A 14,580-nucleotide genomic window follows, 5' to 3' on the forward strand; every position below is an offset into this window, starting at 1 on the left:
GGCTGTCTCAAATCCTCACCGCAGCCGGGTCGCCCCAGGCGATGAAGGACGGCACGATGAAGCCGTCGGGGCGCTCGCCATAGCGCAACGGCGCGCCGGTCTCGCTGGTGACGGCGCCGCCGGCGGCTGCGACCACGGCATGGCCTGCCGCCACGTCCCATTCCGAGGTTGGGCCGAGCCGCGGATAGATGTCGGCCAGACCTTCGGCGAGCCGGCCGAACTTCACGGCCGAGCCGAGCGGCAGGCGCACCGCGCCCGGACGGGCCGCAATGAAGGCTTCGGTGCGGGCATCGCCATGCGACCGGCTGACTGCGGCGACCCATGCCGCGCCCTGCGGCGGCATCGGCCGGGTGCGGATCGGCTCGGCGGCCGCCAAACCCGCCTCCGTGAACGACAGCCGCTCGGCGCCACGGCCGACCAGGCCGCGCCAGATCTGGCCGATGGCCGGCGCGCAGACGATGCCGAGCAGCGGGCTGCCGCCGGTGACCAGCGCCAGATTGACCGTGAACTCGCCGCGCCCGGCGACGAACTCCTTGGTGCCGTCGAGCGGATCGATCAGGAAGAAGCTGCCATTGAACGGTCCTGCGCTCGCCCCGACCCGTTCCTCCGACAGCGCGGGAATCGCGGGCGCCAGCCGTGCCAGCCCTTCGGCAATGACCCTGTCGGCGGCAAGATCGGCCTCGGTGACCGGCGAGCCGTCGGATTTGTCGGTGACAGCCATGGCGCGGCGGTTGACGGCGAGGATCGCGTAGGCCGCCTCGACGACGAGCTCCGTCAGGGGCGTCATCAGCGCGGCGGCGGCCTCGACCTCGACGGTTCCTGCAGTCGGTGCCGTCGTCATTGCGCGGTGCTCCTTCCGGCCGTTCCGTACGCAGCTTGCATCATCGTATCCTTGTTCTGGCGCCGGCGCATCCGGGTACGGCCGTTCGCACGTTCATTGAGCTGCGGCTGCCGGGAAAACCGCTACGTACTTTCCCGTGTCCCGCCCTCAGTCCGGTGGCGGTCCATGCTTTCGCAGTGTATCAAGCGTTAACGCAAGCATGATTCGCCCAGGTTCGCGGATTTCAGGAACATCGAATGTCCGGCACGTCCTCTCCCGAGATCGCCAATCCGATTCCCGCTCCCGATACGCTCGAACTTGCCGCTCTGCTCTGCTCGAAGGTCTGCCACGACCTGATTAGTCCGGTCGGCGCGATCGTCAATGGGCTCGAGGTGCTCGACGACAATCCGAAGCCGGAGGATCGCGACTTCGCGCTGGAGCTGATCCGCAAGAGCGCCAAGACGGCGTCGGCGCGGCTGCAGTTCTGCCGCCTCGCCTTTGGTGCGGCCGGCTCTGCGGGCGCGCAGATCGATCTCGGCGACGCCCAGACCATGGCGCGCGGCCACATCGAGGACGCCAAGACCTCGATCACCTGGAATCTGCCGCGGCTGCTGTTGCCCAAGAACCGGGTCAAGCTGCTGCTCAACATGATGGTGGTGGCGCAGCAGACGATCCCGCGCGGCGGCATGCTGACCGTCGACCCGATCGGCGACGGCGAGTCCATGAGCTTCCGCGTCGCTGCCACCGGGCTCAATGCCCGCCTGCCGCAGAACATCGTCAATCTGCTTGGCGGCGAATTGCAGTCGACCATCGATGCCCACGCGGTGCAGCCCTACTACACCCGTCTGCTCGCCGATGCCTGCGGCCTCAAGGTGACGCTCACCGCCGACGGCAACGCGATGGTCGTGCAGGCGGCCTGATCTGGCAGACGTCCTGCCGCGTCAGTCCTGCGACCTCGTGTCGTGGGACAGACGCAACAATCCATTCACCATGGTTAATCAAGCCTTGCCGATGGGTCCGAATTTGTCCGGATGCATCTTATCTCTTTGTTGAGTCCGTTCATTTGCGCTTACTCAACTAATATTAAACGCTTTGCACCGAAACTGGCCACGGTTTGAAGGGCGCGTCATGTCGCGTTCCGTTGCGTGCGAAGGCCAGTTTCATGGATGACCTGTTGCGTGAGTTTCTGACGGAGACCAGCGAGAGCCTGGACACCGTCGATAATCAATTGGTGCGGTTCGAGCAGGAGCCGAACAACGCCAAGATCCTCGATAACATCTTCCGGCTGGTGCACACGATCAAGGGGACCTGCGGCTTCCTCGGCCTGCCGCGGCTCGAAGCGCTGGCGCATGCCGCCGAGACCCTGATGGGCAAGTTCCGCGACGGCATGCCGGTCACCGGCGAGGCCGTGACGCTAATCCTCACCACCATCGACCGCATCAAGGACATCCTCGGACAGCTCGAGGCCAACGAGGCCGAGCCCGAAGGCGAGGACCGCGATCTCATCAGCGAGCTCGAAGCCATGGTCGAGCGCGGCATGGCGGCAATGGCCGCGTCGGCGGAGCCGATCGCGATGGCCGGCGAGACCGCGCCACCGCTTGCGCCTGCAGCGCCGGCCGCGCCCGCGGTCACGCACGGCTCGCTGATCGACCAGACGCTGGAGCGTCCGCTGCGTCCGGGCGAAGTGTCGCTCGACGAGCTCGAGCGCGCCTTCCGCGAGACCGCGATCGAGTTGCCGCCCGCGCATGAGAAGGCGCCTGAGCCCAAGGCCGCTGCCCCGGCGCCGGTCGCCAAGGCCGGGCCTGCCAAGGCGGAAGCAGAGGCCAGGGCCGAGGCGCCGAAGAAGGCGGCGCGCGCCAAGGCCAATGCCGATGGCGAGGTGCACGAGAACGACAAGGTCGCCAACCAGTCGATCCGCGTCAACGTCGACACGCTCGAACATCTGATGACGATGGTCTCGGAGCTGGTGCTGACGCGCAACCAGCTGCTCGAGATCGCCCGCCGCAACGAGGACACCGAGTTCAAGGTGCCGCTGCAGCGGCTGTCCAACGTCACCGCCGAGCTGCAGGAGGGCGTCATGAAGACGCGCATGCAGCCGATCGGCAATGCCTGGCAGAAGCTGCCGCGCATCGTCCGCGACCTCGCCACCGAGCTCGGCAAGCAGATCGAGCTCGAGATGCACGGCGCCGACACCGAGCTCGACCGCCAGGTGCTCGACCTGATCAAGGACCCGCTCACCCACATGGTGCGCAACTCCGCCGATCACGGCCTGGAGACGATGGCCGAGCGCGCCGCGGCCGGCAAGGCCGAGCAGGGCACCATCCGGCTGTCCGCCTATCATGAAGGCGGCCATATCATCATCTGCATCGCCGACAACGGCCGCGGCCTCAACACCGAGCGCATCAAGGCCAAGGCCTTGGCGAACGGCCTCGTCACCGAGGCCGAGCTCGAGAAGATGACGGAAGCGCAGATCCACAAGTTCATCTTCGAGCCGGGCTTCTCGACCGCGGCCGCCGTCACCTCGGTCTCGGGCCGCGGCGTCGGCATGGACGTGGTGCGCACCAACATCGACCAGATCGGCGGCACCATCGACATCAAGTCGGTGCTCGGCGAGGGCACCTCGGTCACCATCAAGATCCCGCTGACGCTCGCGATCGTCTCGGCGCTGATCGTCGAAGCCGGTGGCGACCGCTTCGCGATCCCGCAATTGTCGGTCGTCGAGCTGGTGCGCGCGCGCGCCAACTCCGAGCACCGCATCGAGCGCATCAAGGACACCGCGGTGCTGCGCTTGCGCAACAAGCTGCTGCCGCTGATGCATCTGAAGAAGCTCTTGAAGATCGACGACGGCTCGTCGACCGATCCGGAGAACGGCTTCATCGTGGTGACGCAGGTCGGCAACCAGACCTTCGGCATCGTGGTCGACTGCGTGTTCCACACCGAGGAAATCGTGGTCAAGCCGATGTCGACCAAGCTGCGTCACATCGACATGTTCTCGGGCAACACCATCCTGGGCGACGGCGCCGTGATCATGATCATCGATCCGAACGGCATTGCGAAAGCGCTCGGCGCCGCCGGCTCGGCCTCGCAGGCGGTATCCGACGAACACGCCGCGCATCACGCGATCGGTGGCGAGCAGCTCACCTCGCTCTTGGTGTTCCGCGCCGGCACGGCGCAGCCCAAGGCGGTGCCGCTGGCGCTGGTCACGCGCCTGGAGGAGATCGCGGCCGACAAGATCGAGATCTCCAACGGCCGCTACATGGTGCAGTACCGCGACCAGCTGATGCCCTTGGTGCAGATGGAAGGCGTGTCGGTGCAGACGTCGGGCTCGCAGCCGATCCTGGTGTTCGCCGACGAGACCCGGGCGATGGGCCTCGTGGTCGACGAGATCATCGACATCGTCGAGGAGCGGCTCAACATCCAGGTCTCCGGCGCCAAGGACGGCATCCTCGGCTCGGCGGTGATCAAGGGCCAGGCGACGGAAGTGATCGACGTCGGCCACTTCCTGCCGATGGCGTTCGCCGACTGGTTCATCCGCAAGGAGATGGCGACCGAGTCGCAGACGCAGTCGGTGCTCTTGGTCGACGACTCGCCGTTCTTCCGCAACATGCTGGCGCCGGTGTTGAAGTCGGCCGGCTACAAGGTGCGCACGGCGGCGTCGGCGATCGAGGGCCTCGCCACGCTGCGTTCCGGGCACAGCTTCGACATCGTCGTCACCGACATCGAGATGCCGGAGATGAACGGCTTCGAGTTCACCGAGGCGATCCGCGCCGACCAGAACCTGAACCAGATGCCGGTCATCGCGGTGTCGTCGCTGGTGTCGCCGGCGGCGATCGAGCGCGGCCGCCAGGCCGGGCTCTACGACTACATCGCCAAGTTCGACCGGCCCGGCCTGATCGCGGCGCTGAAGGAACAGATCGAGGAACGGGCGCGCGCCGAAGCCAACCGGCGGGCCGCGTGACAGCAAGCGGACAGGAGCAGCGTGCGATGAGCAGCAAGATCGAAACCACCGAAGGCGCCGCCGTCGAATACGTCACTGCGATGATCGGCGGTCAGCTCTTCGGCCTGCCCATCTCCCGGGTGCAGGACGTGTTCATGCCGGAGCGGGTGACGCGGGTGCCGCTGTCGTCGGCGGAGATCGCCGGCGTCCTCAACCTGCGCGGCCGCATCGTGACCGTCGTCGACATGCGGGCGCGGCTCGGCCTCGCCCGCGCCGAGGACGGCAAGCCGCCGATGGCGGTCGGCGTCGATCTGCGTGGCGAGTCCTATGGTCTCCTGATCGATCAGATCGGCGAGGTGCTGCGGCTGCCCGAGGAGAGCCGGGAGGAGAACCCGGTCAATCTCGACCCGCGCATGGCGAAGCTCGCCGGCGGCGTGCACCGCCTCGACGGTCAGCTGATGGTCATCCTCGATGTCGATCGCGTGCTCGAGCTCGCAGCAGACAAGATGGCGGCCTGAACACTGCAATTTGAGGGCGGCGGCGCATCAGGCGTCGTTGCATTGGATCCTGACCTCGTGAGGCTGATATGAGAACGTGTCTGGTAGTTGACGATTCCAGCGTCATTCGAAAGGTGGCGCGACGCATTCTGGAAGGTCTGGATTTCCAGATCGTGGAAGCGGAGGACGGCGAGCAGGCTCTGGAGATCTGCAAGCGGGGCCTTCCCGATGCGGTGTTGCTCGACTGGAACATGCCCGTCATGGACGGCTATGAGTTTCTCGGCAATCTCCGGCGCATGCCCGGTGGCGACGCGCCGAAGGTGGTGTTCTGCACGACCGAGAACGATGTCGCGCACATCGCGCGCGCGCTGCACGCCGGCGCCAACGAGTACATCATGAAGCCCTTCGACAAGGACATCGTGACCGCGAAGTTTCAGGAAGTCGGGCTGATCTGATCTCCGTTGCGTGCGGCGGTCCCGTGGTCGTCCGGGCTTGCCGTCACCCCGTGCCTCTGTCCTGTTGGTGAACTATGAGCGTCGCGTTGGCCAGTTCTTCGATCCCGAGTTCGATCAGGCAGGAACCTCTCCGGGTGATGGTCGTGGACGACTCCGTCGTCATCCGCGGCATGATCTCGCGTTGGATCGCGTCTGAGCCCGACATGGTCGTGGCGGCGTCGCTGCGCACCGGCCTGGAAGCCGTGAACCAGATCGATCGCGTCAATCCCGACGTCGCCGTGCTCGACATCGAGATGCCCGAGCTCGACGGCATTGCCGCCCTGCCGAAGCTGCTTGCCAAGAAGAAGAACCTCGCCGTCATCATGGCGTCGACGCTGACCCGCCGCAACGCGGAGATCAGCTTCAAGGCGCTGTCGCTCGGCGCGGCCGACTACATCCCGAAGCCCGAGAGCACGCGCGAGGCCTCGGCGGCCGACAATTTCCACTACGATTTGATTCAGAAGATCCGCAATCTTGGCGCCAAGGCGCGCCGCGCCGCTCCTGCTCCGCATGCGCCGGCCGCATCGCCGATCGTTCCGCAAGTCCAGGGGCTCCGGCCTGCGCTTGCATCGCGGCCGATGGTCGCCCCCGTGGCGCCCGCCGTGCCGACCCAGCTGGCGCGCCGCTCCTTCAGCACGCAGATGCCGAAGGTGCTGCTGATCGGATCGTCGACCGGCGGCCCGCAGGCGCTGATGTCGCTGGTGACCGAGCTCGGTCCCGTGATCGACCGCTTTCCGGTGCTGATCACCCAGCATATGCCGCCGACCTTCACCACCATCCTCGCCGAGCATCTGGCGCGCTCGAGCCGCCGACCGGCCCACGAGGCCGTCGACGGTGAGGTGGTGAGGCCGGGTCAGATCTACCTTGCCCCCGGCGGCCGCCACATGCGTGTGGCGCGCCATGGCGCCGATGTGGTGATCGCGCTCGACAACGGTCCTCCGATCAATTTCTGCAAGCCCGCCGTCGATCCCTTGTTCATGTCGGCGATCGAGGTCTGGCAGGGCTCGACCCTGGCCGTGATCCTGACGGGCATGGGTTCCGACGGCATGCGCGGCGGCAAGGACATCGTCGCCGCCGGTGGCAGCGTGATCGCGCAGGACGAGGCGACCAGCGTGGTCTGGGGCATGCCGGGCGCAGCCGCCAATGCCGGCATCTGCGCGGCCGTCCTTCCCTTGAACCAGATCGGACCGAAGCTGGTCCGTCTGTTTGCTGGAGACCGTTCGTGACACCCCTGGACTATGAGTTCTTGCGTAAGGTCCTGAAGGATCGCTCCGGCCTCGATCTGTCGGCCGACAAGCAGTACCTGGTCGAAAGCCGGTTGCTGCCGCTGGCCCGCCGCGCCAACCTGCCGGGCATCCCGGAGCTGGTGCAGAAGATCAGGAGCGGCGCGGAGCAGCTCACGACCCAGGTGGTCGAGGCGATGACCACCAACGAGACGTTCTTCTTCCGCGACAAGATTCCGTTCGATCATCTCCGTGAGGGCATCCTGCCGGCGCTGATCCAGTCGCGCGCCAATCGTCGTTCCCTGCGCATCTGGTCGGCCGCCTGCTCGACCGGACAGGAGCCGTATTCGATCGCGATGTGCCTGCGCGAATTCGGTCCCGCTCTGGCGGGCTGGCGCATCGAGATCATTGCCACCGACCTGTCGCAGGAGGTGCTGGAGAAATCGAAGGCCGGCCTCTATAGCCAGTTCGAGGTGCAGCGTGGATTGCCGATCCAGCTGCTGGTGAAATATTTCACGCAGCTCGGCGAGCTCTGGCAGCTCAGCGCCGACATCCGCGGCATGGTCCAGCATCGCCAGCTCAATCTGCTGCAGGACTTCTCGCATCTCGGCAAGTTCGACATCATCTTCTGCCGCAACGTGCTGATCTATTTCGACCAGGAGACCAAGGCCTCGATCTTCGAGCGGATGGCCAAGGTGATGGAGCCGGACGGCACGCTGTTGCTGGGAGCCGCCGAATCGGTCGTCGGCATCACCGACGCGTTCAGGCCCAACCAGGAGCGGCGGGGTCTGTACCAGATCAATCCGGTGCGCAGTCCGCGCGGTGGCGCTGCGCTGCTGCCCGGCCTCAAGGTGGTCGCGGCTCGCTGACGTTTGCGCTGGCGGCGGAGACATCGCCGGAACATCCGCCGGCGTCGGCCGTGCGGCCGGACTGACCGGTGTGTGGTGAAGGTCGCGCTCCGGTCGGTGCTTCCTCGTCCTCGCCGTATCGGCCCTCACGTCGAGCGCTGAACTCAGGCCCGTCGGCACCACACGTCGTAGTCCCTCTCCGTCGCCTCGCGTGCGGCGCGGGAAGCTCTGCGCAGCCAGCCCGAACCGCGTTTCCTGAGATCCGCCGCGATGGTGCTGCTGACGCGACCGTCAGCCGCATGGACGGAGGCGAGCTCCGCGCCCATGCCGCGCAGAAGGACGAGCTTGAGGTCGGCGCCGGCCTCCTTGCCGAGGTCGATCTTGCGCGCATCGGCCGACAATCGCCGAACGACGTAGTCCCCCTCGTCGGTCCGGTAAACGCGGAGGAATGGATCGGGCGCGCGATGGGCTCCATTCGAGAGTTCAATGAACCTGTGCTGAGGCGCCGGCTTCCGTTGCGGCTTGTCCTTCGCCCAGGTCCAGGCCGAAGGGACCAACGCCTTCGCTTCGCGCACGACGCGGCCGCCGCGCCATGTTGCGACGACGACGAAGCGTGGACGTCCCAGGCTGCCGCCGCCGGCGGCGCGGCGGAAGAATCTCGGCGTCTCGCCCGTCCCGGGAAGGCTGCCGAGGAGCAACTTATGGACGGCGGAAGGAATTGCATCCGCCGGCGTCAATCCGTCGATCTCGTCCCAGAATTTTCGCCGGCACTGATCCGAGCATTTGACGTAGGAGCGGATCCACATCTCATGGTCGTCGAGCAGCGCCGGCCCTGGCCTTTGAAGTCCGTGGCGATAGCCTTCCAGGATCGCGTCTGCCGCATCGCGGTTGCCGATCTCCATTTTCGGCGCGAGCTCGACGCTGGTCGTGAGTCGGACCAGATCGAGGACGTAGGGCATCACCGCGGCCTCGTCGAAATCATTGACGCCCCACACCCAGCGCCCGTCGGCGTCGCGCCATGTCCCGAAATTCTCCAGATGGATGTCGCCGACGCAGAGCGCAGCTGGTGCGTCGGTGAGCTCGGGGCTGGTCTCGGCGATGCGCCGCGCCCAGCGGTAGTACGTCGCCCGCAGGAAGATGAAGGGGCTCTTTCGCATCCGCTCGTGCTTGGTGAGGAGGTCGTCCTCGACCACTGCGCATTGGCTGCGAAGCCAGGCCTCGTAGGCCGCGGTATCTTCGATGATGGACACGCGATGCCTCCCGATGTGCCGGGCCCGAGCGAAGCCTTATGAGTTGCGCTGATGCCGAACGAACGTGGTCTCGCCCATCGCGTGCAGCGCGCGCTTGTCGAACGGCTTGGCGAGCCGGGGCAGGCCGCGGATCTCCGGCGGAAGCAGCGTCGCATCGTCATGGCCCGAGGTAGTGACGATCTTCAGATCGAGCGCGATCAGGCCCTCGTCCTCGGCGACCAGGATCCGCAGGCCTTCGAGTTCGGTATTGTCCGTCGCCATGCCTCATCCCGACTATGCGCGCCGATCGCGCAGGGAATTCCCCTCGGTCCTATCTAGTGCTCCGGAACGGCGTGTCGAGGCGCTTTCGCTGGCTGTCGTCAATATCCTACAGGATTGCATGCGGCAAAAAGCGCGAGCGGTTGCCGGTGATCGGGCTCGTGTCCTCGCGGATCGACAGGCCGCATGGCTCGTGGTCGACGAGCCAGCTGCCGATCACCGGGAACACGCCGCCGAAATCCGGCAGCGGCGCCACCGCCTGGCGGATGTAGCCCTCGGCGCCGTAGGGCCCGTCCTGCGCGGAGACGGCGACGCCGTCGGACACCAGGCTGACATTGGCGCCCTCGCGCGAGTAGATCGGCTTGCGCACGAAGCTCGAGCCGAGGCTGGCGGCTTTCGGATCGTCCTCGAAATAGGCCGGCAGCAGGTTCGGATGGCCTTCGTGCATCTGCCACAGCAGCGGCAGGATGCCCTTGTTGGACAGGATGGCCTTCCACGGCGACTCGATCCATTGCGTCGGCGCTTGCGCGAGCTTGGCGCCGAACGCATCGCGGAACATCCATTCCCAGGGATAGAGCTTGAAGGCGAGCGCGATGTTGCCGTCGTCGAGATCGACGAAGCCGCCGCCGGTCTCGCGCCACCCGATGTCGGCGACGTCAAGGATGGTTGTCGACAGACCCGCTTGGGCTGCCGTGTCGGCCAGATAGGCCAGGGTCGCGGCGTCCTCGGCGTTGCCGGTAAGGCCGGCCAGATGTACGCGGCGCTGCCTGCCCAGGGCGCGCCAGCGCTCGATCAGGCGCTCATGGATCGAGTTGTACTGGTCCGCGCGCCCCGGCAGGATGCGGCGCTCGATCGCCTGCTCGAGCCAGGTCCATTGGAAGACCGCGGCCTCGAAGATCGACGTCGGCGTGTCGGCGTTGTATTCGAGCAGCTTCGCCGGCGCGCGGCCGCCGTGATAGCTGAGGTCGAACCGTCCGTAGAGGCTGCCGTCCCTTCGCTGCCAGCTCTCCGCCAGCAGCGGCCAGACCGCTTGCGGGACCTTCAGCCGGCGCAGCAGTGCCTCGTCGCCGATGACGCGTGCGACCAGCGCGAGACACATCTGCTCGATCTCGGCCGTCGGCTCCTCGATGCCGAGCTCGATCTCGGCAATCGTGAACGCGTAGTAGGCGCGCTCGTCCCAATAGCGCTCGCCGTCGAGTTCGTAGAAGGCGAATCCGCATCGTGCCGCGGTCTCGCGCCAGTCGTCACGCTCGGGGCATGGGATGCGCTGCATCGGCGTCAGCCTAACGCAGCGGCGATCATGCCGTGCCCGTGGCAACGGGGCGCAGCACAGCCAAGGCCCTCATCGCTGATGCGGCCATGACGTCGTCCGCGCGGTCCAGGCGCAGGCTCGCGCCCGGCACCGTACGATTGTTTGCTACCAAAGCGCGGCGAGGTGGCGGCGGCCACCGCAGCCGTCATAGTCGTCGGTACCCCAGGGTGCGGACGTTGCATCGGATCGCTTCCGATGAGTCGGTAGGCCAGTTTTTTATGATTTTGAGTCTGTGTCAAAGATCCGAATCCAAGGAAACATCACAAACGCGGTGTTTTCACGGCGCCGACGCGACGAAAATCAGCCGCCGCCTCCGAAGCCGTGTCCGAACGAGCCAAAGCCGCCGCGCGAGACATGCGCGGAGGACGCCTCGGCGACATGGCTCGGGCCGCTGCTTCTGGAATCGCTGTCGCCGCTGGAAAATCCCCAGCGACCGGAGCCGCTGCCGCCGCCACTCGAGCGGCGCGTCGTGCATTCGCTCGTCTGCGGCTGGCCGGCCATGGTCGGCGTCTCGGCGCCTGGCTGCGGGCAGCTCTGCTGCCGCGGCATCAGCGCATAGGCAGTGCCGCCGACGGCGAGCGTGCTCATCAGCAGCAGCGCGACGTGGCCGGAGCGCTTCACCGGCGGCGTCGCGGGCGGGGGCGGCATCGGCCGGCGCTTGCCGAATTCGCGGCGTTGCTTGGACATGGTCAGATGATCATCGAGGCGGCATTGAGTGCGCCGGCGGAGAGCGACGCGAGACCGAGCCAGATTGCGGAGGCCAGCTCGCCGGCGACGATGCGCTGGGCGAGATCCGGCACCGGGATGCGGACGAGGTAATAGACGATCACCTGGACGATCAGCGCGACCAGCGCCCAGATCAGGCAGTCAAGCACGTTGGCGGAATGGGCGATGGCGCTGACCAGCGGCAGGGTGAAGCCGAGCAGGCTGAGACCGAGCGAGATCGCAGCCGACGGATGGTTGTCCCGGATCAGCTGGAATTCATTGTAGGGCGTGACGCGGGTGTAGATGAACAGGTAGGCCGTCACCGCGACCAGCGCGGTACAGAAGTACACCAGAAAGGCCGGCAGGCCGGCGAGCGATTGCAGGATCATGGATCAGGCCCGACGCGTGGAAGCTCTCATCTGTCGCGATGCCAGCATGCCCGGTTCGACGTGAACAAAGTCTATCCGTCTTTCGCCGGATCCAGCCTGGCCTGGTCCAGCATCTGCAGCACGGAATCGCCCGTCTTGCGGGTGTGCTCGGAGAGCGCCTCGGCGAAGCCGTCGCCGTCTCGGGCCCGCAGCAACGCCATGAAGGCCTCGTGCTCGCCGATCGACTCGTCCCAGCGCCGCGCGTCGTAATTGGCGACCGCCCGCGCGCGGAACACGCTCGCATGCAGGGTGCTCCACATGTTGAGCAGCACGGCGTTGCCGGCGAGCTTGGTGATCTCGGCATGGATCTGCTGGTTGAGCCGGAAATAGGCGGCGCGCTCGGCGACGCGATGCAGCGCCACCAGCTCGGCATGCATGGCGTCGAGCCTGGCGAGGTCGTCCGACGTCGCACGCGCGGCCGCGGCGCGGCCCGCGGTGGCATCGAGCGACACCATCACGTCGAAGATCTCGGCGATCTCGCGGGCGTCGATCGGCGTCACCACGGGCGTGCGATGCGGCCGCAGCTCGATCAGGCCCTCGGCGGCGAGGATCTTGAAGGCCTCGCGCAGCGGCGTGCGCGAGACGCCGAAGGTCTCGCACAGCATGCGCTCGGGCAAGGCAGCGCCGGCGGCGAGCTCGCCGTCCACGATCATCTCGCGCACCCTGGCGACGAGCTGATCGTGCAGCGACAGGCGATCGAGCGGCCGCTTGGAGTGGTCGGACGACAGCTTCAGCCGCGCCGGCTTGAAGCGCGTCTTCAGTCTGGGCCGGGGTGCCGGTGGGGTCATGTCGGGCGCGGCTGCTCCGCTGCGAGATGCCTGAAATTCGGGCGATGCGCCCGCGGATCAGGCAGGTTCTCCAAGTTCGATATGCTATTTCATACTGATTTTATTGTATAAAATCAACATTGCATATCGCATCCAGTTGGCATGTCGTTTGCTGATGAGAGGACAAGCCGTGACAATCCCGTGGATCGACCTGCCCTGGAGATGGATGTGAAACGTTTCGTGCTGCCCATGCTCGCCCTGCTCGCGCTCGCGCTGCCCTCGCTCAGCTTCGCCGACGACGCCGCCAAGATCAAACTCGGCTACGCCAAATGCGCGCATTGCACGCCGATGTCGCTGACGCCGCAATTCGCGGAGGGCGTCGCGATCGACGCCGTCAGCTTCAACACCGGCACTGATGCGCTGACCGCGCTGGTGTCGAAGAACATCGACGTCGCGCAAGTCACTTATCTGCACTACGCCATCGCGCTCGACAAAGGCTTCGATGTCGTCGCCATCTCCGGCCAGGTCAATGGCGGCTCGGCGATCCTGCTCGGCAATGATCTTGAGATCGCGCCGGGCGACTGGACCGCGCTGAAGGCTGTCATCGCCAAGTTCAAGGCCGACGGCAAGCCGTTCCGCGTCGCCGCCTCGCGCGGCAATGCGCAGGACATTCACATGCGCGGTGCCTTCGCCAAGCAGGGCATCGACATCAACAAGGACGTGCAGTTCATCAACATCCCGAACCCGTCGGATCATCTGCAGGCGCTGCGCCGTGGCGAGGTCGAACTGATCTGCACCGTCGAGCCGTTCGCGACCCAGATCATGCAGGCCAAGGCGGCGAAGTTCTTCGGCTTCCCCTATGACCAGGCCGCCGGCAAGCTGACCAATCTGATCCTGACCCGCTCCGACGTCATCGCATCCAACCCGAAGGCGCTGGAGGGCGTGGTGCGCGCGGTCGTGAAGGTCGACGCGCACATCGCGGCCGACAAGCCGGCGCTGATCGAGGTGATCTCCAAGATCACCGGCCTGGACAAGGCGATCGCCACCGGCGCGGTCGAGAATCTCGATCCCGATCCGAAGATGTACCGCGCTTCCGCGCTCGCCATCGCCACGATGATGCGCGACCTCAAATACATCAACTCGGACGTCACGGCCGCGGTCGAGAAGAATCTCGACTACCGCTTCCTGGAAGCGGCGACCGGCAAGCCGAAGACCGAGCTCGGCTACTGAGATGGCCGCGCTCGCCCAGCTCAGGAAGCTCGACCGCACCATCGTGCCCGTGCTGGTGCTCGCGGGCTGGGAGGCGTTCTCGCGCTCCGGCGCGCTGCCGGCGGCGCTGCTGCCCGCGCCGTCGACGGTGCTGTGGGCGTGGGCGGACTGGCTGGTCGGCACCGACGGCAACACCCAGACCTACAGCGCGCATTGGCTCGCCGACATGCTGGCGAGCCTGTCGCGCGTCGCGGCGGGCTTTGCCATCGCCACTTTGCTCGGCGTCGGCCTCGGGGTCGCGATCGGCTGGTCGCGCAAGACCGAGATCGTGATCGAGCCGACCTTGCAGATGCTCAGGCCGATCCCGCCGGTGTCGTGGATCCCGCTCGCCATCATCTGGTTCGGCATCGCCAACAAGCCGGCGATCTTCCTGGTGTTTCTCGGCGCCTTCTTCCCGATCCTGCTCAACACCATCCACGGCGTGAAGACCTGCGACCGCAATCTCATTCGCGCCGGCGCCATGGTCGGCGGCAGCGAGCGCAAGCTGTTGCGCTACATCGTCGTGCCCGCGGCGATGCCGAGCATCTTTGCCGGGCTTCGCATCGGCATCGGCTCGGCCTGGATGCTGACGGTGACGGCCGAGATGGTCGCGGTGAAGAGCGGGCTCGGCTACGTGCTGTGGGATTCCTACTACTTCCTGCGTTACGATCTGGTGCTGGCGGCGATGGCGAGCATCGGCCTGCTCGGCTTCTGCAGCGATCTCGCCATCCGCTTCGTGATGGCGCGCGTGCTGCACTGGCAGCGCAACACCACCTTGGGCGGCGGGGAATGA

The 14,580-nt window shown here is 66.4% G+C and carries 15 protein-coding genes; 8 read left to right on the top strand and 7 right to left on the bottom strand.

What is annotated here, in order from left to right:
* Positions 1 to 7 precede the first annotated feature (7 nt).
* Entirely contained in the window at positions 8 to 841 is an 834-nt protein-coding gene (gene cysQ, locus QX039_RS19860) for a 3'(2'),5'-bisphosphate nucleotidase CysQ (RefSeq protein ID WP_315771792.1), read from the bottom strand.
* A gap of 236 nt (positions 842 to 1,077) precedes the next feature.
* Between cysQ and chpT the strand changes: the two genes are divergently transcribed.
* The 6 genes from chpT (at position 1,078) to QX039_RS19890 (ending at position 7,840) form a co-directional block, all read left to right on the top strand.
* Positions 1,078 to 1,740, top strand: a complete 663-nt coding sequence (gene chpT, locus QX039_RS19865) for a histidine phosphotransferase ChpT (RefSeq protein ID WP_315734106.1) — start codon at positions 1,078 to 1,080, stop codon at positions 1,738 to 1,740.
* Positions 1,741 to 1,982: 242 nt separating this feature from the next.
* Entirely contained in the window at positions 1,983 to 4,778 is a 2,796-nt protein-coding gene (locus QX039_RS19870) for a hybrid sensor histidine kinase/response regulator (protein WP_315734104.1), read from the top strand.
* A gap of 26 nt (positions 4,779 to 4,804) precedes the next feature.
* Positions 4,805 to 5,275 (top strand): chemotaxis protein CheW, encoded by a 471-nt coding sequence (locus tag QX039_RS19875; RefSeq protein WP_172114528.1) that lies wholly within the window; start codon positions 4,805 to 4,807, stop codon positions 5,273 to 5,275.
* A gap of 68 nt (positions 5,276 to 5,343) precedes the next feature.
* Positions 5,344 to 5,709 (top strand): PleD family two-component system response regulator, encoded by a 366-nt coding sequence (locus QX039_RS19880; RefSeq protein ID WP_006613312.1) that lies wholly within the window; start codon positions 5,344 to 5,346, stop codon positions 5,707 to 5,709.
* 74 nt (positions 5,710 to 5,783) lie between these two features.
* Positions 5,784 to 6,974: a chemotaxis response regulator protein-glutamate methylesterase gene (locus QX039_RS19885; protein ID WP_315771794.1), complete on the top strand. Its 1,191-nt coding sequence runs from the start codon at positions 5,784 to 5,786 to the stop codon at positions 6,972 to 6,974.
* Positions 6,971 to 7,840: a protein-glutamate O-methyltransferase CheR gene (locus QX039_RS19890; protein ID WP_315734099.1), complete on the top strand. Its 870-nt coding sequence runs from the start codon at positions 6,971 to 6,973 to the stop codon at positions 7,838 to 7,840. The genes QX039_RS19885 and QX039_RS19890 overlap by 4 nt, the downstream gene beginning before the upstream one ends.
* Before the next feature lie 143 nt (positions 7,841 to 7,983).
* On the opposite strand, the gene QX039_RS19895 is transcribed toward QX039_RS19890, so the two are convergent.
* From QX039_RS19895 to QX039_RS19920, 6 genes are all read right to left on the bottom strand, one after another.
* Positions 7,984 to 9,069, bottom strand: a complete 1,086-nt coding sequence (locus QX039_RS19895) for a DUF2252 family protein (RefSeq protein ID WP_315734097.1) — start codon at positions 9,067 to 9,069, stop codon at positions 7,984 to 7,986.
* 36 nt (positions 9,070 to 9,105) lie between these two features.
* Positions 9,106 to 9,330, bottom strand: a complete 225-nt coding sequence (locus QX039_RS19900) for a hypothetical protein (protein ID WP_315771796.1) — start codon at positions 9,328 to 9,330, stop codon at positions 9,106 to 9,108.
* Between the two features lie 106 nt (positions 9,331 to 9,436).
* Positions 9,437 to 10,600 carry a glutathionylspermidine synthase family protein gene (locus QX039_RS19905; protein ID WP_315771798.1) on the bottom strand — a complete coding sequence of 388 codons (1,164 nt, stop codon included), beginning with the start codon at positions 10,598 to 10,600 and terminating at the stop codon, positions 9,437 to 9,439.
* Between the two features lie 339 nt (positions 10,601 to 10,939).
* A complete protein-coding gene (locus QX039_RS19910) occupies positions 10,940 to 11,326 on the bottom strand; it encodes a hypothetical protein (RefSeq protein ID WP_315771800.1) in 387 nt (128 codons plus the stop codon).
* Between the two features lie 2 nt (positions 11,327 to 11,328).
* Positions 11,329 to 11,733, bottom strand: a complete 405-nt coding sequence (locus QX039_RS19915; RefSeq protein WP_315771802.1) for a DUF350 domain-containing protein — start codon at positions 11,731 to 11,733, stop codon at positions 11,329 to 11,331.
* Positions 11,734 to 11,804: 71 nt separating this feature from the next.
* Entirely contained in the window at positions 11,805 to 12,560 is a 756-nt protein-coding gene (locus QX039_RS19920) for a GntR family transcriptional regulator (protein ID WP_315771804.1), read from the bottom strand.
* A 201-nt stretch (positions 12,561 to 12,761) separates the two neighbouring features.
* Here QX039_RS19920 and QX039_RS19925 point away from each other — a divergent pair, with 201 nt between their 5' ends.
* Together QX039_RS19925 and QX039_RS19930 are read left to right on the top strand one after the other, a co-directional pair.
* Positions 12,762 to 13,769, top strand: coding sequence for an ABC transporter substrate-binding protein (locus QX039_RS19925; protein ID WP_315771902.1), 1,008 nt, complete (start codon positions 12,762 to 12,764; stop codon positions 13,767 to 13,769).
* A gap of 1 nt (position 13,770) precedes the next feature.
* On the top strand, positions 13,771 to 14,580 hold the full coding sequence (locus QX039_RS19930) for an ABC transporter permease (RefSeq protein WP_315734084.1): 810 nt from the start codon (positions 13,771 to 13,773) through the stop codon (positions 14,578 to 14,580).

Origin of the sequence: Bradyrhizobium sp. SZCCHNR1043 (assembly GCF_032489675.1) — a bacterium.
Taxonomy (GTDB): Bacteria; Pseudomonadota; Alphaproteobacteria; order Rhizobiales; family Xanthobacteraceae; genus Bradyrhizobium.